The following is a 20,601-nucleotide window of genomic DNA, read 5'->3' as shown; positions in this document are numbered from 1 at the left end:
GCCATGACCAGTCAGGATGAGCGCATCTCGCACACGATCGGCAGTTTCGCCGATGTGCCGCTGAAGGATCCGTCCGAGCCGGCACCGGCCGCGCCGACGCCGGACGAGGCATCGGCGCACATCGCCGCAGGCGCGCAAGTGAACAACTACACGGCCGAGCAGGTGGTCTGGTCGACTCCCGAGGGAATCGACGTCAAGCCCGTCTACACGAAGGCCGATCGCGACGAAGCCAAAGCGCAGGGGTATCCGGTCGACAGCTACCCGGGTGCACCGCCGTTCGTTCGCGGCCCGTACCCGACGATGTACGTCAATCAGCCGTGGACGATTCGTCAGTACGCAGGCTTCTCGACGGCGGCGGAGTCGAATGCGTTCTACCGCCGCAACCTCGCCGCCGGACAGAAGGGTCTGTCGGTCGCGTTCGATCTCGCGACGCACCGCGGCTACGACTCCGATCACCCGCGCGTGCAGGGTGACGTCGGAATGGCCGGTGTCGCAATCGATTCCATCTACGACATGCGTCAGTTGTTCGACGGCATCGACCTGGGCAGCGTCTCGGTGTCGATGACCATGAACGGCGCTGTGCTGCCGATTCTCGCGCTGTACGTGGCGGCCGCCGAGGAGCAGGGTGTGCCGCCGGAGAAGCTGGCCGGGACCATCCAGAACGACATCCTCAAGGAGTTCATGGTCCGCAACACCTACATCTACCCGCCGAAGCCGTCGATGCGGATCATCTCCGACATCTTCGCCTACACCAGCGAGAAGATGCCGAAGTACAACTCGATCTCGATCTCCGGCTATCACATCCAAGAGGCCGGTGCGACTGCCGATCTGGAGCTCGCATACACGCTCGCCGACGGTGTGGAGTACATCCGCGCGGGACTGGATGCGGGCATGGACATCGACACGTTCGCGCCGCGTCTGTCGTTCTTCTGGGCGATCGGCATGAACTTCTTCATGGAGGTCGCCAAGCTGCGGGCCGGGCGTCTGTTGTGGTCGGAGCTGGTACAGAAGTTCGAGCCGAAGAGCGCGAAATCACGGTCGCTGCGGACACATTCGCAGACGTCCGGATGGTCGCTGACGGCGCAGGACGTGTTCAACAACGTCGCTCGTACGTGTGTCGAGGCGATGGCCGCGACGCAGGGACACACTCAGTCGCTGCACACCAACGCCCTCGACGAGGCTCTGGCGTTGCCGACGGACTTCTCCGCACGTATCGCGCGCAACACGCAGTTGTTGATCCAGCAGGAGTCGAACACCGTTCGGCCGATCGACCCGTGGGGCGGCTCGCACTACGTCGAGTGGCTGACCCACCAGCTCGCGAACCGGGCGCGTGCACACATCGCCGAGGTCGAGGCTGCAGGCGGTATGGCGCAAGCCATCAACGAGGGCATTCCGAAGCTGCGCATCGAGGAAGCCGCGGCCCGCACCCAGGCTCGCATCGACTCCGGTCGTCAGCCCCTGGTCGGCGTGAACAAGTACGTCCCGGACGAGCCGGACACCATCGAAGTGCTCAAGGTCGAGAACTCGAAGGTACGACGCGAGCAGATCGAGAAGCTCGAGCGTCTGCGCGGCGAGCGTGACACCGCCGCCGTCGAGGAAGCGCTGGCGAACCTGACCCGAGCTGCCGCGTCGAACGAATCGGGGTTGGAGAACAACCTGCTGCACCTCGCGATCGACGCGGCACGCAAGATGGCCACCGTCGGCGAGATCTCCGACGCGCTCGAGAAGGTCTACGGGCGTCATCAGGCGGAAATCCGGACAATCAGTGGTGTGTACCGCGACGAAGCAGGCAAATCCCAGAACATCGCCACGGCGACCGAACTGGCCAGGAAGTTCGCCGAGGACGAGGGCCGTCGTCCCCGCGTGCTGGTCTGCAAGATGGGCCAGGACGGGCACGACCGAGGTCAGAAGGTCATCGCGACGGCCTTCGCGGACATCGGCTTCGACGTCGATGTCGGCCCGTTGTTCCAGACACCCGAGGAGGTCGCACGTCAGGCGGCCGACAACGACGTTCACGTCGTCGGAGTGTCCTCGTTGGCCGCAGGCCATCTGACGCTGGTTCCCGCACTGCGGGACGCACTCGCGGCGGTGGATCGTCCCGACATCATGATCGTCGTCGGTGGCGTCATCCCGCCCGGGGATTTCGACGAGCTCTACGCCGCGGGCGCGTCGGCGATCTTCCCACCCGGAACGGTCATCGCCGACGCGGCGATCGGGCTGGTGCAGAAGCTCTCGGAGCAACTCGGACACGGCCCTGCCGCCGAATCCGGTGAGGCGTCCGCCTGAGAATGACGTCTGCGAACAAGCCTGGCAGGCAGATCGACATCGACGCGGTTGCCGAGTCGGTTCTGAGGGGCGAACGGTCGGGTCTTGCCCGGGCGATCACGTTGGTCGAATCGACGCGCACCGATCACCGCGAGTTGGCGCAGCAGCTGCTTCTGCAGCTGCTGCCCAAGGCGGGTGGGTCGCATCGGGTGGGCATCACCGGTGTTCCCGGCGTCGGAAAGTCGACGTTCATCGATGCGCTCGGGATGTATCTGATCGGGAAGGGACACCGGGTTGCGGTGTTGGCGGTGGATCCGTCGTCGACGCGTACCGGCGGCTCGATTCTCGGTGACAAGACGCGCATGGCTCGGCTGACAGTCGAGGACAACGCCTACATCCGGCCGTCTCCGACGTCGGGCACTCTCGGTGGCGTCGCCCGTGCGACGCGCGAGACCATCGTGCTGCTCGAGGCTGCCGGGTTCGACGTCATTCTCGTGGAGACCGTCGGCGTCGGGCAGTCCGAGGTCACCGTCGCGAACATGGTCGACTGCTTCGCGTTCCTGACGTTGGCACGCACCGGTGACCAACTGCAGGGCATCAAGAAGGGCGTGCTCGAGCTCGCCGATCTGGTGGCCGTCAACAAGGCCGACGGCAAGCATGCGATCGAGGCGAAGAGTGCCGCGCGCGAACTGCAGGGTGCGCTGCGGATGATCTACCCGCACGACGCGATCTGGAAGCCGCCTGTGCTGACGATGAGCGCGCTCGAAGGAGTCGGGCTCGACGACTTCTGGGACACCGTACTGCGGCATCGTGAAGTCCTCACCGACGCAGGCGAATTCGCCGAGAAACGACGTACGCAACAGGTGGACTGGACGTGGACGATGGTCGACGATCAGCTGCTCCGGCGGCTGGCGCAGAACCCGGCCGTCAAGAAAATCCGCGCGGACGTCGAACAAAGCGTCCGCGACGGATCTCTCACGGCGGCGTTGGCCGCCCAGAAACTCCTCGATGCATTCGATTCGGGGGAGAGTTAGGGGTACAGGCGCGCAGCCAGCCCGCCCACTCGTTCGATCAGATCGTCGAAGAAGGCGCTGGGGTCGGTTGCATACGCGATGGATGCGTTGTGCTCGCGTCCCCACATTCCCCGGTAGTCCGCGACCGTCGTTCCGCGCGTGAGCTTTCCGTCGAGTTCGACGTCGACGGTCGCGGTGCGCTGCACGGCGATGCTCGGCTCCAACGCCACGGCAGCCGCGAAGGGATCGTGCATGTGCGCGAGAAACCCCTGATCGTGGTCGCGGTGGAATTCGAAGTAGAACCGAACGGCGTCGGAGAAGTGTCTGACGACGGGGTTCGACGCCGAGGACCGTGTCGTCGACGCGTCGTTCTCCGACAGAACCTCTCGCGGTGTGCTTCCGGCGCGTTCCGCGAGCCGCGCGATGTGCTCGGGGAACATCTCCACCGTCTCGGTGACGTCCAGCGGGCACAGGATCGGTAGTCGGTTTTCGGGCAGACCGGCGAACGCCGCGAAGACCTCGGCCGCTGCCTCGGGGTCCACCGCGATGTTCCATTCGCTTGTCGGGGTCGTGTTGCCGGGATGGTGGAACGTCCCGCCCATGACGACCAATCGTTTCAACAGCCGCGGCAGTTCCGGCTCGACGCGAATGGCCGTCGCGAGGTTGGTCAGAGGGCCTGTCACGAGACCGGTGACCTCGCCGGGACGTTCACGGACGATCTCGACCCAGGCGGTCGCGGCGTCGCGATCCGACAGCGGACGCGTCGAGAGTGGTAGTTCGGCGTGTCCGATTCCCTGCGGGCCGTGTGTCTCCTCGGTCGTCATGAGCGGCGCGACGAGTGGCTTCTGCGCGCCGAGTGTGACTTCGATGTCGGTGGCGCCGCAGAGGTCGAGCCAGGCCAAGTTGTTCGCCGCGACCTGGTTCACCGGGACGTTGCCCGCGGTGGACGCGATCGAAAGAATCTCGGCCTCGGGACTCGACAACAGGTAGAGCAGAGCGAGAGAGTCGTCGATTCCGGTGTCGACGTCGACGATCAGGGGGACGGTCACGCGATCACCCGCTGTCGGGCTGTGGGATTCGGGGAGCATGGAAGTGCGCACCGAATCATCGTGCCCGGTTCGAGGTGTTCGCGGTGTTTCGGGGTGTGCACCGACGACCAGGCCGCGTCCGAATTGACCGAAATGGCCCAATTGTGCAGTGCGCGAACAAAATTGAGGTCTAGGTTAGATGACCTGCGGGGATGCAGAGGAATCCGACTCATCGACCGCTGAACGGTTTGAAACCTGATAATTATGCTGGCTAACGTTAAGAAAATGACGGTTGCGAAGGATTCCGAGTCATCCCAGACGCCACCGGAGGACACCCGGTGGGGACACGAACATGTCCGGCATCTGCGGCGGGGCGTGTTCGCCCGCCTGATGCACCGTAAACCAAAGCTGACCGAAGACGGCATCACGGTCGTCGACCAGCCGATGCTCAAGCGCGCAGTCTCGGCCGCCGCGCTCGGCAACACGATGGAGTGGTTCGACTTCGGCGTGTACGGCTATCTGGCCGCGACACTCGGCAAGGTCTTCTATCCCGACGCCTCGCCCGGCGTTCAGCTTCTCAGTACGTTCGCGACGTTCGCTGCGGCCTTCCTCGTCCGACCGCTGGGTGGTCTGTTCTTCGGTCCGCTCGGTGACCGCATCGGCAGGCAGAAGGTTCTCGCCGCGACGATGATCCTGATGTCCATCGGAACCCTCGCAGTCGGTTTGATCCCGAGCTACGCCACCATCGGGATCTGGGCTCCGATTCTGCTTCTGGTCGCGCGTCTCGTTCAGGGTTTCTCGACGGGCGGCGAATACGGCGGTGCCACGACGTTCATCGCCGAGTATTCGCCCGACAAACGACGTGGCTTCTTCGGAAGTTGGCTCGACTTCGGCACTTTCGTCGGTTACGCGATGGGCTCGGGTCTCGTGACGATCCTCAACGCGGCGCTCGGCGACGCCACGATGGTCGAATGGGGTTGGCGCATACCGTTCTTCATCGCAGGCCCGATGGGAATCATCGGCCTTTACCTGCGCCTCAAGCTCGAGGACACTCCCGCATTCCGGAAGCAGCTCGACGATCACGACTCCAAGGTCAAGGAGCAGGAAAGCGGAGCGAAGGAGATCGGCAAGATCTTCACGCAGCACTGGCGCGCGCTGCTCATCTGCATGGGAATCGTGTTGCTGTACAACGTGTCCAACTACATGGTCACGAGCTACCTTCCGACTTACTTCACCGAGGTGCTCGGTCGTTCGCAGCTCAGCGCCGACCTGCTGGTGCTGTCCGCGATGGTCATCGTGGTCTCGATCATCGTGGGCGTCGGACGCCTCACCGACTGGATCGGGCGCAAGCCCGTCTTCGTCTTCGGAGCCGTCGCGCAGATCGTCCTCGCGATACCGTGCTTCCTGTTGATCCAACAGACAGGCTTCGTCGGACCGTTGATCGGATGTCTGGTTCTCGGTGTCATCCTGGCGTGCTTCGCGGCGCCGAGCGCATCGACGCTGCCCGCGCTGTTCCCCACCCGGGTCCGCTACGCAGCCCTGTCGATCGGCTTCAACCTGTCGGTTTCGCTGTTCGGCGGCACGACCCCGCTCGTCACGTCGGCGCTGGTCTCGGCGACGGGCAGTGCCATGGTCCCCGCGTTCTACCTGATTCTCAGTGGCGTCATCGGCCTCGTCGCCGTCGGATTCCTTCGCGAATCCGCGACACAGCCGCTCGAGGGATCCCCGCCGCAGGTCGATTCGCCGAAGGAAGCGAAGACGCTTTACCAGGAGGCGTCCAAGCTGCCTGCTCCCGCGTCCTGAGTCGGGTTCTCAGGTCACCGGAAAGCCGGTTCGTCGGATCCGAATCGACGAGCCGGCGACGGATAGTCGCAGTACTCGATCAACGCGGGGCGTGCGGCCCGGATCGAACCGTGCTGGACTGTCGTTTCGTCGCCGGGCAGTGTCGACGCCACCGGATGCGTGACGCGTCCCCGTCGGCCCCGTAGCCACGCACCGGTCCGTGCCAACGAGACCGACACATCGAGCGCGTCGTTGCCCGAGCGTTGCGCTGTCAGCGCGTCGACGACCGCGGCGGCGAGCAGGTAACCACTCGCGTGGTCGAGCGCTTGCGCCGGCAGGGCTCCGGGTTTCTCGGACGTGCCTTCGACGAGCGAAATCCCGGTGGCCGCCTGGACGATGCTGTCGAACCCGCGTCGATCCGCCCATGGCCCGTGTCCCCACGCCGACACGCGACCGTGTACGACGCCCGCAGGCAGGACGTCGAGCCCGAACGCCTCCAGCGCACCTGGCCGGTATCCGGTGACGACGACGTCGGCAGTCGCGACGAGATCGCGAAGTACCTCGGCGTCGTCGGACGCACGGATGTCGAGAAGTGCGGACCGCTTACCCTGTCCGTTCTCGAGATGCTGCCACTCGATCTCCGGCATCTGCGGAGGGTCGACGCGGAGAACGTCCGCACCCAGCAGCGCGAGGGCCCGCGTCGAGACGGGCCCCGCGATCACACGCGTCATGTCGAGCACACGGATGCCGCGCAGCGGCGCGTCGGCCGTCGCGTCGGACCGAACGCCCGAACGCCGTCGCCCTGATGATCGAGACCCGGCCGCGGTTCGTATCAGTGGGCCGGAATCGGCGACCGACGCAGCGTCGCGGGTCCACTCGGCCTCCGTGCGCACCCGGACGGCGACGGCCGAGGCGGCGGCACACCGATCCTCGATGTCCTGTCCCGTCAGCTTGCCGATGCGCGACGCCGCCGCCCCGCGGTCGGCATCGTCCGGCAGGCCGAGAGCGGCGAGCAGAGCATGCCGGTGATGCGGATAGTTCGCGTGCGTGCGGACCCAGCCGTCGGCGCTGCGGAAGAACCCGGACAACTCTGCGAATCCCTGAACTGGAGCGTCGTCGATCCGCAACATCCGATCGCCGGAGAACGATGCGGTGATCCGTCCCGGGTCGAGGTGCCACGCACTCGTCGGAAGTCCGTGGGCCACCCGGTAGCGGTCGACCGCCGCAGCGAACGACGCGACTGCTCCACTCGCCAGTTCTGCTACGGGGAGCGTCGCGGACAGCATCGAACCGAAGTCGCCGACGGTGAAACAGCTTGCGCCGGAATCGGTCCCGAGGCCAGCGTCGTACGACCGTATGAGGTCGTCGACGGTCACGCCTTCTCGGCTCGAATCTCGAACCCGGCGTCACGCAGGCGGGTCACCAGGGCGTCGCCGATCGCAGTCGCGGGCGTCAGCACCCCTGCCGCGTCGGGCAGACGATCCCGGTCGAACGCCAAGGCAAGAGCGGATTCGGAGAGCATGACCGAGGTCGCCTTGTATCCAGGATCGCCCTTCGCCTTCACGCGCGAACGGTAGCGGGCACCGGTTGTCGTGGTCGTGTAGATGTCGACCGTGAAGTGTCCGTTCTCCTGAGCTTTCGTGCTCGGGCCGCTGCCGGGCGCAACCAGAACACGATCGAGAAGCTTCTTCGGCGCGACCGTCATCGCGAACACCATCGCGCCCAACCCGGCGGACACGGCGCCGGCGACGAGCGGGGAAGCAACGGACGAGCCGACGCTCATGACCTCGCGATAGCGAAACTTCCTGCCGTAGGCCCAGTCTCGTAGTGCGTTGCTGCGTCGCACGACACGGGTGTTGGCCGACGCCATGACGAACGGCGCCTTCCATCCCTTCACGCCGGGAGCGATGTCCTTGCCGTCGACCAGTTGCACGTCGGACTGCCGGCCCAGGTCGGGTTCACGAGACCGGTCCGGGCTCAACGTGTACGGACTCGCGGCCAGACGTCGCAGTTTCTTGTCCTTCTTGACGACCTCGATCTGTGTGCGCAACGAGTCGATGGTTCCGCCGCTGACGCCGCCGCGCATCGAGGTGACCACGAGGGTGGTGTCGGTCAGCTCGCCCGCACCGTCGGCTGCGACGGCCGCGTGCAGGACATGGACACCGAGATCGGAAGGGATGGAATCGAATCCGCAGGCGTGCACGATCCGTGCGCCCGTGCGTCGGGCGATCTCCTCGTTGGTGTCGATGCTTTCTCGCGTGAACAGCACCTCACCGGTGAGGTCGACGTAGTCCGTCCCTGCCTCGGCGCACGCGGTGGTCAGCGGCAGGCCGTACTTCGCATACGGGCCGACCGTCGTGATGACGACACGCGTGCTCTCGGCCATCGTGCGAAGTGCGTCGGTGTCGGCGGCATCGGCCTGGATCAACGGCCACTCGGCCGCCGAAGCGGGAAGCGAACGACGGACTTCCTCCAGCTTCGACAGCGACCGTCCGGCCAGGGCGATCGACGTGTTCGCGGGGGCATGGGACGCAAGGTAGGCGGCGGTGAGCTTGCCGACGAAACCGGTTGCACCGTAGACGACGATGTCGTGCTCGCGTGACGAAGTCATGTACTGGACAGTAACGCGGATCTCCACGGGAGTCGAAGACCCCCTCGGTCACTCCGCAGGCTCCACTCCCGCACCCCGGGTCATTCCGCAGGCTCCACTCCCGCACCCCGGTGGGAATGGACCCGCAGATGCGCGTATCCGATCCAGGAGACGAGCACCGCGAACGCAGCGGCCAGCCTCACGGCGCCCAGCGCGCTCTCGGGGTACACGACGCCGGTCAGGTAGTGGCTGATGAAGCCCGTCGACGGCAGTTCCGCGATGCCTGCATGGACCCGCGCCCAGTTCTCCACCGCCGTCAGCGGGCAGTCGACGCCGACGACGATCGACGTGAAACCCCATGCGACGGCGCAGACGTGGAGCCAGATCGTTCTCGGCAGACGCCACGCCACGAACCCGCCCGCGACGACGTAGGCGATGAATGCCAGATGCACCACCACCGTGACGTCGGCGACAGCTCGGTAGAGCATGTGTCGATCGTAGGCGCTAGAACGACCAGGTGTGTACGGGTCCGCCCTCGTTCATCTGCGTGACGTAGTCGGCCAACATGCCCGAGAGCGCGTCGTCACGAGACTGCCCGGCGCGTTCGCGGTCGACGACGGAGTTCCGTTGCCACACCGAACCGGAGACCTTCGCCAGGCACCGGCCCTCGATCACACCGAGATAGCGGTCCCGCACCTCCGCGTCGACGCCGTACGCCGCGAGACCGGCATCGGCCATCGGCAGCAGGCGTCGCAACACCAGTTCCTGCGGACTGACCCACCCGACCTCGGGCCAGTACAGACGCGCATCGAATCCGCTGCGGGCCGCGGAATGTAGATTCTCGGCGGCCGCGTCGTACGACATCTGCGACCACAGCGGACGATCGGCTTCTGCGAGAGTCCGTAGCGTTCCGTAATAGAACGCGGCATCGGCGAGGCTGTCGACGACCGTCGGCGCGGCGGGCAGTACTCGGTTCTCCAGCCTGATGTGGTGGCCGCCGTCGGAGCGATCGTAGATCGGGCGGTTCCAGCGGTACACCGTCCCGTTGTGCATCCGCAGCTCCGACAGCTCAGGTGTACCACCCTGCGCGAGAACCTCTTTCGGGTCCTCGTCGCTGCAGACCGGGAGCAGGGCGGGGAAGTAGCGCGAATTCTCCTCGAACAGATCGAAGATGGACGTGATCCAGCGTTCTCCGAACCACACGCGGGGGCGGACGCCCTGGTTCTTCAGCTCCAGCGGGCGGGTGTCGGTCGCCTGCTCGAACAACGGAATTCGAGTTTCGTGCCACAGCGCGCGGCCCGCGAGGAACGGTGAATTCGCCGCCAGCGCAACCTGAATGCCCGCGAGCGCCTGTGCACCGTTCCAGTACGAGGCGAAGTCGTCGGGAGAGACCTGCAGGTGCAGTTGCATCGACGTGCATGCAGCCTCGGGAAGAATGGTGTCGGTGATCGTGTTCAGATCTTCGGCGGCGGTCGATCCCGGCAGGCGAACGCCGGGAATCTGCAACTCGATGTCCTCACCTCGCGCGGCGAAGATCTGCTGATTGAGCAGATCGTATCGAGGATTCGACGAGAGCCACCGATGCTCGAAGTGCTTCTCGGTCAACGTCGGAAGCATTCCGATCATGACGAGACGGCTGCCCGACTCGCGCGCTCGCTCGTCGGCGGCGTTGAGCGACCGACGAAGGTCCGACTCCAACGCCCCGATGCTGTCGCCGCGCATCGGCCGCGGCTCGACGTTGATCTCGATGTTGAACTGACCGAGTTCGGTCTGATAATCCGGATCGGCAATGGCGTCGAGGACCGTCGCATTGGCCATCGCGGGAGCCATCTCGTCGTCGACGAGATTCAGCTCGACCTCCATGCCGATTCTCGGCTCGCCGACGTCGAACGTGTCGTGCGCGAGCATCGTCGCGAGTGCGTCCAGACAGTCCTGGACCTTCTGCCGGAACCGATGCCGGTCCTGACGGGTGAACTTGCGCCGGTCGACGTCGTCGCCCATGTTGTGACCACCCTGTTTTCGCCCCGTATGTTGCCGAGTGTCTCGTATAACCGTGACCGTCGCAGCACAAACGTAAGCGAAACGATCACCAGGGAGAGGGCGCGAAATCCTTCAGGAACTGGCCGTAGAGGTCCACGCCGAGTTCGCCCTGGACGATCGGGTCGTAGACCCGTGCTGCGCCGTCGACCAGGTCGAGCGGTGCGTGGAATCCCTCGTCGGCGAGCCGCATTTTGGTCGGATGCGGGCGCTCGTCGGTGATCCACCCGGTGTCGACGGCCGTCATGAGAATGCCCTTCTCGCGCATCTCCTTGGCGCTTGTGCGCGTCAGCATGTTCAGCGCCGCCTTCGCCATGTTGGTGTGCGGGTGACCGGGACCCTTGTATGCGCGGCCGAACTGGCCTTCCATCGCCGAGACGTTGACAACGTACTTGCGACGCGCGGGCGAGGATTCCATGGCGGCACGGAGACGACTGACGAGGATGAACGGCGCGACGGAATTGCACAGCTGCACTTCGAGGAGTTCGACGGGATCGACCTGCTCGACGGTGTGCACCCAGCTGTTCGTGTCGGCGAGATCGGGCACGAGACCACCGGCGTCGATGGCGATGCCCTGCTCGATACGTTCGGCTGTTGCCGAACCGGCCACGAGCGCAAGCGAACTCACGGCGTCCGCCGTCAACGTGCCTGCGACCGCGCCCACGGCAGTGCCGGGCAACGCGCTCGTCAGTGCGGCCGGATGCGCCTCGCTCGTCTTTCCGAAGGTGATCACATCGGGTCGCGGACCCGACGGCAGCGCTTCGGATTCCGCGTCGATCAACGCACTGTACGACCCGGCCGAGCGCTTCACCGTCTGCGCCGCGTTGTTGATGAGAATGTCCAGCGGACCCTCGGCTGCGACCGAATCGGCAAGAGCCACAACCTGAGCGGGGTCGCGGAGATCGATTCCGACGATGCGCAGACGATGCAGCCACTTGTCGCTGTCCTCCATGGCGCTGAACCGTCGGATCGCGTCGTTCGGGAAGCGAGTGGTGATCGTGGTGTGGGCACCGTCGCGCAGAAGCCGCAGGGCGATGTACATGCCGATCTTGGCGCGTCCACCGGTCAGCAGCGCGCGCCGTCCCGTGAGGTCGGTGCCTGCGTCGCGCTTGCTGCGGTTCGTCGCAGCGCAGTCCGGGCACAGCTGGTGGTAGAACGCGTCGACCTGGGTGTAGCGCTGCTTGCAGATGTAGCAGGGGCGAGGCCGGATGAGCGTACCCGCGAATTCCCCCGTCGCACGTGCTGTCAGTGACAGACCTGCCGTCTCGTCGTCGATGCGGTCGGGGGAGCCCGTTGCGGTGGCGGCGACGACGGCCCGGTCCGCTTCGGACTTCGCGTTGCGGGCAGCGATACGACGAGCCCGCTTGAGGTCCTTGAACATCTGCCCCGACGCCCGCTGCACGACAATGGAATCAGGGTGATTCTTGTCCAGATCGCCTGCGAGCTTCAGCACCCGTAAGCACGTCTCGAGATCGGCGGGATCGATACCGGTGGCGGCGTCGGTCATCTTCGTTTTTCCTCCCAGGCAGGCGCCTGTCACTCGACTGCATCCGGACAAGGACTGTAGCCGGACGACGACCGAATCGAGAACAACGACGTAGGCCCCGACTCCAAAGGAATCGGGGCCTACGTCGTCTGTCTCAACTCAGATCTTGTTCGATCTCACCGAGATGTCGGTGTCGATCTCTGGTGTCCGAGGGGGGACTTGAACCCCCACGTCCGTTAATAGGACACTAGCACCTCAAGCTAGCGCGTCTGCCATTCCGCCACTCGGACCAGTTTGCGTTGTTCTGTTGTTCGACGAGCACTCCGTCGCTCGCACACCCGGTCGCTGTGTGCTCGTTAAAGCTATACGAGAGACGCCCGATCTCCCAAATCCGCACGTCATCCGACCCGTCACGTCACCCGCGCATCCCGGACAGGTGGTAGGAAAGTGTGGTGTCTTCAGCCGATAACTCCGCACCAGCGACAGTCCCGACCACAGCACTGGACGAGGTCGTCGATCTCGTCAGTGCCCTGATCCGATTCGACACGTCCAACACGGGCGAACTCGAGACCACCAAGGGCGAGAAGGAATGCGCGGAGTGGGTGGCGCGGAAACTCGAGGAGGTCGGATACGAGACGGTATACGTCGAGTCCGGTGCTCCCGGCCGAGGCAATGTCTTCGCGACACTCGCAGGCGCCGATCCCGACCGCGGCACGTTGATGATCCACGGCCATCTCGACGTCGTTCCCGCCGAACCCGCCGACTGGAGTGTCCATCCGTTCTCGGGTGCGGTCGAGGACGGCTACGTCTGGGGACGTGGCGCCGTCGACATGAAGGACATGGTCGGCATGGCGCTCGCGCTGGCCAGACAGTTCAAGTCGCGCGGAACCGTTCCGCCTCGCAACATCATGTTCGCGTTCCTCGCCGACGAGGAGAACGGCGGCAAGTGGGGTTCGCACTGGCTCGTCGACAACCGTCCCGACCTGTTCGAGGGTGTGACCGAGGCAGTGGGAGAGGTCGGTGGCTTCTCGCTGACCGTCGCGCGTCCGGACGGCACCGAGAGGCGGCTGTACATGGTCGAGACGGCCGAGAAGGGTCTCGGCTGGATGAAGCTGACCGCGAAGGCGCGTGCCGGACACGGATCCTTCCTCCACGACGAGAACGCGGTGACCTACCTTGCCGAGGCAGTGGCCAAACTCGGCAATCACACGTTTCCGCTGGTGATTTCCGACTCGGTCGCGGAGTTTCTCGCCGCGGTCTCCGAAGAGACCGGTCTGGATTTCGATCCGACGTCCCCGGATCTCGACGGCACCCTGCAGAAGCTGGGAAGTATCGCTCGCATCGTCGGTGCCACGCTGCGCGACACGGCCAACCCGACGATGCTGAAGGCGGGATACAAGGCCAACGTGATTCCGCAGACGGCCGAGGCGATGGTCGATTGCCGCGTCGTCCCGGGTCGTCAGGCCGAGTTCGAGCGTGAGGTCGACGAACTGATCGGTCCGAACGTCGAACGCGAATGGATCACCAAGCTCGATTCGTACGAGACCACGTTCGACGGTCACCTCGTCGACGCGATGAACGACGCCGTCCTGGCTCACGACGCGAACGGGCGGACCGTTCCGTACATGCTCTCCGGCGGCACCGACGCCAAAGCGTTCGCGCGGTTGGGAATTCGCTGCTTCGGATTCGCTCCGCTCAGGCTCCCACCGGAACTCGACTTCGCCGCGTTGTTCCATGGAGTCGACGAGCGGGTACCCGTCGCTTCGCTCGAGTTCGGTACACAGGTACTGGAACACTTTCTGCTCCACAGCTGAGACCCCCAGCTGCACTCAGGATCGCTACGAAAGGACCGTCGATGACATTCGACCCGTACGCCGCGCTGCCCGACCTGCCGTCGTTTCAGCTCACCTCGCAAGATCTCCAGGAAGGGGCGACGCTCGATCTGCAGCAGGTCAGCGGAATCATGGGCGCGGGAGGACACGACAATTCACCGCAGCTGTCGTGGTCCGGCTTCCCCGAGGGCACCAAGAGCTTCGTGGTCACCGCGTACGATCCCGACGCACCGACCGCATCCGGGTTCTGGCATTGGGCCGTCGCGAACATCCCGGCGGACACGACGTCGCTCGTCGCGGGTGCAGGCGACGACGGCGGCACCGGAATCCCCAGCTCGGCAATCACATTGAAGAACGACGCAGGCCTTGCCCGCTACATCGGTGCCGCGCCGCCCGCCGGACACGGCCCGCATCGGTACATCTTCGCCGTGCACGCCGTGGACGTGGAGCGACTGGAGGTCGACGACACGGCCACGCCGGCGTACCTCGGGTTCAATCTCTTCTCGCACGCCATCGGACGTGCATTGCTGACCGGCGTCTACGAGGCGTGATGGTGTGGGGCGTGCGGTGTGTCGTCCGCGCGCCCCACACGATCGTCAGCGGCTCGCCGACCCCACCGCGTCCGACAGCGTCGAAAAGCCGCCTGCGCGAACACGTTCGGCGATGCCCTTGTTGATGCGCCGCATCCAGAACGGGCCACCGTAGATGAATCCGGTGTAGCCCTGCACGAGGGACGCGCCTGCCGTGATCCGCTCCCATGCCTGATCGGGCGTCTCGATGCCACCGACGGAGATCAGCGCGATCCGGCCCCCCACGCGGGCGTACAGCCGTCGGAGCACCTCCAGCGAGCGTTCGGCCACCGGCGCGCCCGACACTCCACCTGCGCCCGCGGCCTCGACGACGGCACGATCGGTGCGCAGGCCTGTCCGCGAGATCGTCGTGTTCGTCGCGACGATTCCGTCCAGTTCGAGCTCGACCGCCAGATCGGCGACGGCGTCGATATCGTCGTCCGACAGGTCGGGAGCGATCTTCACCAGAACCGGAATCGACACGACGCTCTGTACTGCGGAGAGGATCGGCCGCAGGGATTCCACTGCCTGCAGGTCACGCAGACCCGGTGTGTTCGGCGAACTGACGTTCACGACCAAAAAGTCGGCCAGCGGTCCGAGGAGGGTTGCGCTGGCGGTGTAGTCGGCGGCGGCTTCGGCGGCCGGTGTGACCTTCGTCTTGCCGATGTTCGCGCCGATCGGAATCATGCCCCGACGACCACGCAGGATTCCGGCCGCAGCGCCTGCGCCGTGATTGTTGAAGCCCATGCGATTGACGAGGGCTCGGTCGTCGGGAAGGCGGAACAGGCGGGGCTGCGGGTTGCCGGGCTGAGCCTGAGCGGTGACGGTTCCGATCTCGGCGAACCCGAACCCGAGAGGACCCCAGGCGTCGACACCGTCGGCGTTCTTGTCGAATCCGGCCGCCAGACCGAGAGGCGCGGGGAACTCGACGCCGAACACCGTGCTGCGCAACAACGGATCGTCGACGACGAGGATCTTCTGCACTAGCGCCCGTAGGGGTGCGAACGCGGTCACAGCGCGCATCGCGCCGAAGGCAATGTGGTGAATCTTCTCGGGCGGGAGAAGGAACATCAGCCGGAGCAAAGCGCGATACAACGTGTGACCCACAGATCTTCTCTCTACTTGGAGTCCCGGTCGAGGGACACTTACATGCCCGGTTCGGGAACGTGATAGGCCGTCTTCTTGCGTTTGAGCAGAACCCGTCGACTGCCGTCCGTGTACAGCCGGACCCGGGACAGCTCCCAGCCTCCGAACTCGGCCTGAATCGCGAGCCGCATCGATGCTGTCACGCGTGTGACGTCCGGAGGCAGGCGGAGGGGAATGTACTCCCAATCCTCGGAGGTGATGTCCCAGTCGGACGGAACGCGGGTGCGTGCGGTGGTCGTGTTCGGCGCAGTGAATTTCGGCACTGTGGATTTCGGCACTGTGGCATTGCCTTTCGCTGGTGTTCTATCGCCCCTCGGCAACCGAAATTCGCTGCAGTCCATTCCCGGTCGCCGACCCGACGAACAGGTCACCGGTGTCGGAATCCACCGCGATCGAATCCGGCTGCCGGACGGTCGGGAACCGTGCGACCTCGACCGGAATGCCCGTGTCCAGCGTGTATCCGACCACTTCGTTGTCTCCGGGCAAACTGATCCAGACGACGTCGGACTTGTCATCGTAGGCGACGGCCCACGGCTGCGCATCGACCGGAAAACGCTGACGGAGCAGCAGATCCTCGGAGGAGTAGACCAGCAGTTCGCGCCCGACGGTGTCGGTGACCAGAATCCGTCCGAACCTGTCGGTGTCGAGGTGCGCCGCTCCTTCGCCGGCTCGCAAGGCGAGGCCGAGGGAACCGTCGTCGACTTTCACCTCGGTGAGCGAGGTCTGGTGGCGGTCGAGAGCGGTCACGCCGTACTGGGTCGATGCCAGCGCGTCGACCGACGTCAGACCGCCGACCGTCTCGACCTGTGACCGATCGCCGTCCGGGTCGACGACGTGAATCGTGCCACCGTCGTCACCCGCGGCGAAGCGGCCGTCGTCGAGGCGCGCCGCGCTCGTCAGATTCGCGTCGATCGGAATGGAGTCGATGTCCGACGTGCGCAGATCGACTTCGACGAGCGATCGGTCCATCGGTAGCAGCAGGCGACCGTCACCGGCGTCGGCGATCCCGGCGGCCGCTCCCGGTAGTGAGATCTCACGAGGTGGTTGGTCGGCGATCTGGCCGTCGGGAGCGGTGAACACGACAAGCGACATCAGGTCGTCGGACAGCGCGACGACGGAGCGCGTGTCGGCGTCGAATGTGGTGGAATGCAGACCGGAAGGGGAGTCGGTGACGACGCCGATCGGGGGTACCGCAGTGTCGGGGGAGTCCACTCTCGTCACCGGTTCGAGGTTCACGGCATCGGGTTCGTCGCTGCTGTCGCTCGAGCACGCCGTCGCGAGAAGCACAGCCGAAGCGGCCGCCATGACCAGAGCGATCCGCCGCGGCGACTGTGTGTGTTCCATCGGTTTCGTCTGCTCCTGACAACGTTCGTGTTCTCGGTGACCGCTCCCAAGCCTGCCTGATCGCTCCGGCGAGCCCGTCGTCGGACCCGACTCGGACCGATCTGCGCGTGGCGGTACCGTGGTTCGCGGGGAGAAAACGAGGAGTCGAGTTGGAAACCGAAGATCGTTTCGACACCGCAGGCACTTCACTCCAGCACGCCCAATCCGACCGATTCGACGTCGAAGAGATCACCACGGGATCCCACGCCAACGGATTCGGCAGGACCGACGACGGTCGGCCGTTCGCGTTCCGTGTTCACCGAGGCACGTTGTATCTGGCGGTCTACCGCGCGACCATGTCGTCCGCCGTCCCGGACGAGTCCGACGTCTCGGCCGTCGCCGAGCAGTCGATGACCGAGGTCGACATCGCCGACGAACGCAGCGTCATCGCTGCGGTGCGCGACGCCGTCAACCATGCGACTCCGGTCGACTCGTCGACCAGCGAGTCGTCACCGATGAGGTCGCTTCTGGGGCGGATGAGCACACTGATCGACGTCGGCTGACTCCGGGCGCGACGAGCCGTCGCGCACCGGCAGCACGAGCAGAGCGCCGGTCACGGGGTGATCGAGTACCTCGACGGAATGACCGTAGACCCGGGACAGCAGGTCCGCCCGCAGCACCGTCCTCGGGCTACCTACGGCTTCGAGCGAGCCGTCGTGCAGTACCGCGATCCGGTCGGCGTACGCGGCTGCGAGACCCAGATCGTGCAGAACGACGACGACTGCACTCCCGGCGAGTGCGCGTCCACGTGCGACGGACATCACCGTTTCCTGGTGACCGAGGTCGAGCGCGGCCGTCGGCTCGTCCAGAAGCAGGGTCGTGGTGTCCTGGGCGAGAACTCTGGCGAGGGACGCGCGGGCTCGTTCGCCGCCGGACAGACTCGAGAACGGTCGGTGCGCGAACCGAGCGACGTCGCATTCGTCCATCGCGGTCGCGATCGATACGTCGTCCCTGTCTTGGTACGGCGTTCCGTTCCACGGCGATCGGCCCATCCGCACGACCTGTTCGACGGTGAACGAGAAACCGACGGTGTGCTGTTGGGGCAGAACAGCTCGCCGACGCGCGACTCGAACGTCCGACCACGACGACAACGGTCGCCCCTGTAGTTCGACCGTGCCCGCCTGGGGGTCGGTCTCTCCGGCGAGCACTCCGAGGGCCGTCGACTTGCCTGCCCCGTTCGGTCCGACGAGTGCGAGAACCTCGCCTGCGACGATGTCCAGGTCGAGCGACCGCAGAACGGTACGACCGGACCGAACTGCGTCGACGCCTCGGGCGCGCAGTGTGACGTCGCCCGGCGTGACGGGGGTGAGTTCGTCGTGTCGGCGGGAGAACAGCCTCATGCCCATCCGCCCTGTTTCGCTCTTGTGCGGCGCAACATCCAGAAGAAGAACGGCGCGCCGATCAGCGACGTGATCATGCCGAGCGGCATGTCGACGTTCGCGACGAGCGAACGGGCCAGCAGATCGGAGCCGATCAACACCACGGCACCGCCCAATGCGCTTGCGGGAATCAGCGTGCGGTGCGCCGGTCCGAGAAGCATGCGCATCAGATGCGGGACGACGAGCCCGACGAACAGGATGATGCCGGTGAACGCGACCCCGGACGCCACCAACAGCGCGACGACGACGATGGCGAACTGTCGCAGCCGTTCGACGTCGACGCCGAGGTGTCGTGCGACGTTCTCGCCGAGCGCAAGGAGATCGAGCCGGTGCGCGATGGCCATCGACGCCGCGATCCCGACCACCGCCAGCGGAGCGACGACGGCGACAGCCTGCCAGGTGGCCCCGGACAGCGATCCGAGCTGCCAGAAGACGATCTGATCGCGAGCCGCGGGCGACGCCACGAACGTGAAGAACGCGATCAAGCCGCCCGCGAAGGCGTTGATCGCGACGCCGGTGAGGATGAGCGTCACCACCTCGGTCCGGCCGCCCCCGCGCGCGAGGAGATAGACCAGCACGGTCGTGATCAGCCCGCCGAGGAACGCGGCGGTGGCGACCGACCAGACGCCCGCGAATGCGCTTCCGAGCACGAACACGGACGACGCACCGACCGCTGCGCCCGACGACACACCGATGACGCCCGGCTCGGCGAGCGGGTTGGCGAAAACGCCCTGCAGCAATGCGCCCGCGCAGCCCAGGCTTGCGCCCACGACGGCTCCGAGCGCGATGCGCGGGAAGCGAACTTGCCAGAGTGTGACGTCGCCGCTCGGATGCGACGGCATGGGGCCGACGTCGAGACCGATGCGGTGGAAGATGCTTCCGACGACTTCCAACGGGGTCGTCTGCACCTGGCCCGTACAGGCGGAGACCAGAGCCAGCACGACGACGAGTGCCGCGAGCACACCGAACACCGCCCAGGTGCGCAGGTGTCGGTGCCGTTCCGGCGTCGACCCGACCTGTGTCTCTGCGTGGGACGTCATGAAGCCGGTTCGTAGACGGCCTTCGCGAGGGCGTCGAGTACTTTTCCGGTGTTCGGACCGAAGCTGAGGATCACGCCGTCGGCCATGTCCACGATGCGCTCGGACTGCCCGGCCGGCGTCTGGGCGATCCCGGGCACCTGTTCGAGGCCCTCGATGCCGCCGATGGACTCGAGGCCGTCGGTCATCATCAGGATGACGTCGGGTGCGGCTGCGATCAGCGCTTCGCTGGTGACCGGCACGAACTGCTGGGTCAGGCCGGATGTGGTCCCCGCGTCGTCGGCGCCCAGCGCTGCGACGAGCGAATCCGCTCCCGAGCCGGGTCCGGCGAGCATCTTGATCGCGGGACCGCGCATGTACAGGAACGCGATCTTCAGCGGGTCACCGTCTGTCGGCGCCGCGCGTGTCGCGGCGTCGATCTCGGAGGCTGTGCGCTCGGCGAGTCGTGCGCCCCGGTCGGGAACGCCGAGAGCCGACGCGACGGCCTCGATCTGCGGTCCGACGCCGTCGAGAGTGCGCGTCGGGTCGAAGTAGACGACCGGGATGCCCGCAGCCCGCAACTGGTCCTGGACCGCGCGTGGCCCGATGCTCGTGTCGGTCAGCACGACGGTGGGGTTCAGCGCGAGGATTCCTTCTGCGCTGAGCGAATGGCCGCCAGGAGTCACGTCGGTGACGTCGGCGACCGCCGGGAAATCGGCGGACGTGTCGCGGCCGACGAGGTTGTCACCGAGTCCGAGGGCATACACCGTCGTGGCGAGAGTGCCGTACTGGTCGGCTGCCACGATCCGGCTGGTGTCGGACACCGTGACGTCGACTCCGTCCAGACTCCGCGTCGTGACGGGCAGCGCGGGTGCAGGCGCGTCGGTGATGGGTTCCGGATCCGGATTCTCGACGACGGCCGTGCGCGGTCCGATCGAGCCCGCGGACTCACCGCCGTTCCCGGCATCCGTCCCCGCGCACGAGACGAGGACGACGGACGACACCGCGGCGACGATTCCGAAGGCCAGCCGTGTCCGCTTCGCGCGCAATCCGTTCACGCGAACAAGGTTAGCCT

18 protein-coding genes and 1 tRNA gene are annotated in these 20,601 nt (G+C 65.8%); 6 read left to right on the top strand and 13 right to left on the bottom strand.

Going from position 1 to position 20,601, the window contains the following annotated elements; translation table 11 throughout:
* Positions 1-3: 3 nt before the first annotated feature.
* Both scpA and meaB read left to right on the top strand, forming a co-directional pair.
* The gene (scpA, locus tag DK926_RS05590; RefSeq protein WP_114329504.1) at positions 4-2,286 is read left to right on the top strand and encodes a methylmalonyl-CoA mutase; all 2,283 of its coding nucleotides are present in this window, start codon (positions 4-6) and stop codon (positions 2,284-2,286) included.
* Between the two features lie 2 nt (positions 2,287-2,288).
* A complete protein-coding gene (meaB, locus tag DK926_RS05585; protein WP_114329502.1) occupies positions 2,289-3,299 on the top strand; it encodes a methylmalonyl Co-A mutase-associated GTPase MeaB in 1,011 nt (336 codons plus the stop codon).
* Here meaB and DK926_RS05580 read toward each other — a convergent pair.
* Positions 3,296-4,327 (bottom strand): nucleoside hydrolase, encoded by a 1,032-nt coding sequence (locus tag DK926_RS05580; RefSeq protein ID WP_243636666.1) that lies wholly within the window; start codon positions 4,325-4,327, stop codon positions 3,296-3,298. The genes meaB and DK926_RS05580 overlap by 4 nt on opposite strands.
* A gap of 369 nt (positions 4,328-4,696) precedes the next feature.
* Between DK926_RS05580 and proP the strand changes: the two genes are divergently transcribed.
* Entirely contained in the window at positions 4,697-6,109 is a 1,413-nt protein-coding gene (proP, locus tag DK926_RS05575) for a glycine betaine/L-proline transporter ProP (RefSeq protein WP_346764393.1), read from the top strand.
* A gap of 14 nt (positions 6,110-6,123) precedes the next feature.
* On the opposite strand, the gene DK926_RS05570 is transcribed toward proP, so the two are convergent.
* From DK926_RS05570 to DK926_RS05545, 6 genes are all read right to left on the bottom strand, one after another.
* The gene (locus DK926_RS05570; RefSeq protein WP_243636665.1) at positions 6,124-7,464 is read right to left on the bottom strand and encodes a CoA transferase; all 1,341 of its coding nucleotides are present in this window, start codon (positions 7,462-7,464) and stop codon (positions 6,124-6,126) included.
* A complete protein-coding gene (locus DK926_RS05565) occupies positions 7,461-8,699 on the bottom strand; it encodes a saccharopine dehydrogenase NADP-binding domain-containing protein (protein WP_114329496.1) in 1,239 nt (412 codons plus the stop codon). The genes DK926_RS05570 and DK926_RS05565 overlap by 4 nt, the downstream gene beginning before the upstream one ends.
* 80 nt (positions 8,700-8,779) lie before the next feature.
* On the bottom strand, positions 8,780-9,166 hold the full coding sequence (locus DK926_RS05560) for a DUF2784 domain-containing protein (protein ID WP_114329494.1): 387 nt from the start codon (positions 9,164-9,166) through the stop codon (positions 8,780-8,782).
* A gap of 16 nt (positions 9,167-9,182) precedes the next feature.
* Positions 9,183-10,679, bottom strand: a complete 1,497-nt coding sequence (locus DK926_RS05555) for a glutamate-cysteine ligase family protein (RefSeq protein ID WP_068424183.1) — start codon at positions 10,677-10,679, stop codon at positions 9,183-9,185.
* 85 nt (positions 10,680-10,764) lie between these two features.
* Complete coding sequence (locus DK926_RS05550) at positions 10,765-12,222, bottom strand: SDR family NAD(P)-dependent oxidoreductase (RefSeq protein WP_114329492.1); 1,458 nt, start codon at positions 12,220-12,222, stop codon at positions 10,765-10,767.
* A 180-nt stretch (positions 12,223-12,402) separates the two neighbouring features.
* Positions 12,403-12,491, bottom strand: a tRNA-Leu gene (locus DK926_RS05545).
* Positions 12,492-12,653: 162 nt separating this feature from the next.
* On the opposite strand from DK926_RS05545, the gene DK926_RS05540 reads away from it, so the two are divergent.
* Both DK926_RS05540 and DK926_RS05535 read left to right on the top strand, forming a co-directional pair.
* Entirely contained in the window at positions 12,654-14,015 is a 1,362-nt protein-coding gene (locus DK926_RS05540; protein WP_114329711.1) for a M20/M25/M40 family metallo-hydrolase, read from the top strand.
* 41 nt (positions 14,016-14,056) lie between these two features.
* On the top strand, positions 14,057-14,584 hold the full coding sequence (locus DK926_RS05535; RefSeq protein ID WP_114329490.1) for a YbhB/YbcL family Raf kinase inhibitor-like protein: 528 nt from the start codon (positions 14,057-14,059) through the stop codon (positions 14,582-14,584).
* 45 nt (positions 14,585-14,629) lie between these two features.
* On the opposite strand, the gene DK926_RS05530 is transcribed toward DK926_RS05535, so the two are convergent.
* The 3 genes from DK926_RS05530 to DK926_RS05520 are packed head-to-tail and all read right to left on the bottom strand — an operon-like array spanning position 14,630 to position 17,092.
* Positions 14,630-15,697, bottom strand: a complete 1,068-nt coding sequence (locus DK926_RS05530; RefSeq protein ID WP_068425892.1) for a quinone-dependent dihydroorotate dehydrogenase — start codon at positions 15,695-15,697, stop codon at positions 14,630-14,632.
* A 50-nt stretch (positions 15,698-15,747) separates the two neighbouring features.
* Positions 15,748-16,026: a DUF5703 family protein gene (locus DK926_RS05525; RefSeq protein ID WP_243636664.1), complete on the bottom strand. Its 279-nt coding sequence runs from the start codon at positions 16,024-16,026 to the stop codon at positions 15,748-15,750.
* A gap of 25 nt (positions 16,027-16,051) precedes the next feature.
* Entirely contained in the window at positions 16,052-17,092 is a 1,041-nt protein-coding gene (locus DK926_RS05520; protein WP_068424175.1) for a hypothetical protein, read from the bottom strand.
* Positions 17,093-17,241: 149 nt separating this feature from the next.
* Between DK926_RS05520 and DK926_RS05515 the strand changes: the two genes are divergently transcribed.
* Entirely contained in the window at positions 17,242-17,634 is a 393-nt protein-coding gene (locus DK926_RS05515) for a hypothetical protein (RefSeq protein WP_243636663.1), read from the top strand.
* On the opposite strand, the gene DK926_RS05510 is transcribed toward DK926_RS05515, so the two are convergent.
* The 3 genes from DK926_RS05510 to DK926_RS05500 are packed head-to-tail and all read right to left on the bottom strand — an operon-like array spanning position 17,581 to position 20,584.
* On the bottom strand, positions 17,581-18,477 hold the full coding sequence (locus tag DK926_RS05510; protein ID WP_114329486.1) for a heme ABC transporter ATP-binding protein: 897 nt from the start codon (positions 18,475-18,477) through the stop codon (positions 17,581-17,583). The two genes, DK926_RS05515 and DK926_RS05510, sit on opposite strands and share 54 nt — an antisense overlap.
* On the bottom strand, positions 18,468-19,550 hold the full coding sequence (locus DK926_RS05505) for an iron ABC transporter permease (RefSeq protein WP_114329484.1): 1,083 nt from the start codon (positions 19,548-19,550) through the stop codon (positions 18,468-18,470). Before DK926_RS05505 ends, DK926_RS05510 begins: the two co-directional genes overlap by 10 nt.
* A complete protein-coding gene (locus DK926_RS05500) occupies positions 19,547-20,584 on the bottom strand; it encodes an ABC transporter substrate-binding protein (RefSeq protein WP_243636662.1) in 1,038 nt (345 codons plus the stop codon). The genes DK926_RS05505 and DK926_RS05500 overlap by 4 nt, the downstream gene beginning before the upstream one ends.
* Positions 20,585-20,601: the final 17 nt, after the last annotated feature.

This window comes from Rhodococcus sp. Eu-32 (assembly GCF_003336925.1).
Taxonomy (GTDB): Bacteria; Actinomycetota; Actinomycetes; order Mycobacteriales; family Mycobacteriaceae; genus Rhodococcoides; species Rhodococcoides kyotonensis_B.
This window is presented reverse-complemented; position numbering and strand designations above follow the sequence as displayed.

Bases quoted from the DNA above. Each gene is read 5' to 3' on its own strand.
- scpA (WP_114329504.1), top strand. From the start codon at position 4: ATGACCAGTCAGGATGAGCGCATCTCGCACACGATCGGCAGTTTCGCC.
- meaB (WP_114329502.1), top strand. From the start codon at position 2,289: ATGACGTCTGCGAACAAGCCTGGCAGGCAGATCGACATCGACGCGGTT.
- proP (WP_346764393.1), top strand. From the start codon at position 4,697: ATGCACCGTAAACCAAAGCTGACCGAAGACGGCATCACGGTCGTCGAC.
- DK926_RS05565 (WP_114329496.1), bottom strand. From the start codon at position 8,699: ATGACTTCGTCACGCGAGCACGACATCGTCGTCTACGGTGCAACCGGT.
- DK926_RS05560 (WP_114329494.1), bottom strand. From the start codon at position 9,166: ATGCTCTACCGAGCTGTCGCCGACGTCACGGTGGTGGTGCATCTGGCA.
- DK926_RS05555 (WP_068424183.1), bottom strand. From the start codon at position 10,679: ATGGGCGACGACGTCGACCGGCGCAAGTTCACCCGTCAGGACCGGCAT.
- DK926_RS05550 (WP_114329492.1), bottom strand. From the start codon at position 12,222: ATGACCGACGCCGCCACCGGTATCGATCCCGCCGATCTCGAGACGTGC.
- DK926_RS05535 (WP_114329490.1), top strand. From the start codon at position 14,057: ATGACATTCGACCCGTACGCCGCGCTGCCCGACCTGCCGTCGTTTCAG.
- DK926_RS05520 (WP_068424175.1), bottom strand. From the start codon at position 17,092: ATGGAACACACACAGTCGCCGCGGCGGATCGCTCTGGTCATGGCGGCC.
- DK926_RS05510 (WP_114329486.1), bottom strand. From the start codon at position 18,477: ATGGGCATGAGGCTGTTCTCCCGCCGACACGACGAACTCACCCCCGTC.
- DK926_RS05505 (WP_114329484.1), bottom strand. From the start codon at position 19,550: ATGACGTCCCACGCAGAGACACAGGTCGGGTCGACGCCGGAACGGCAC.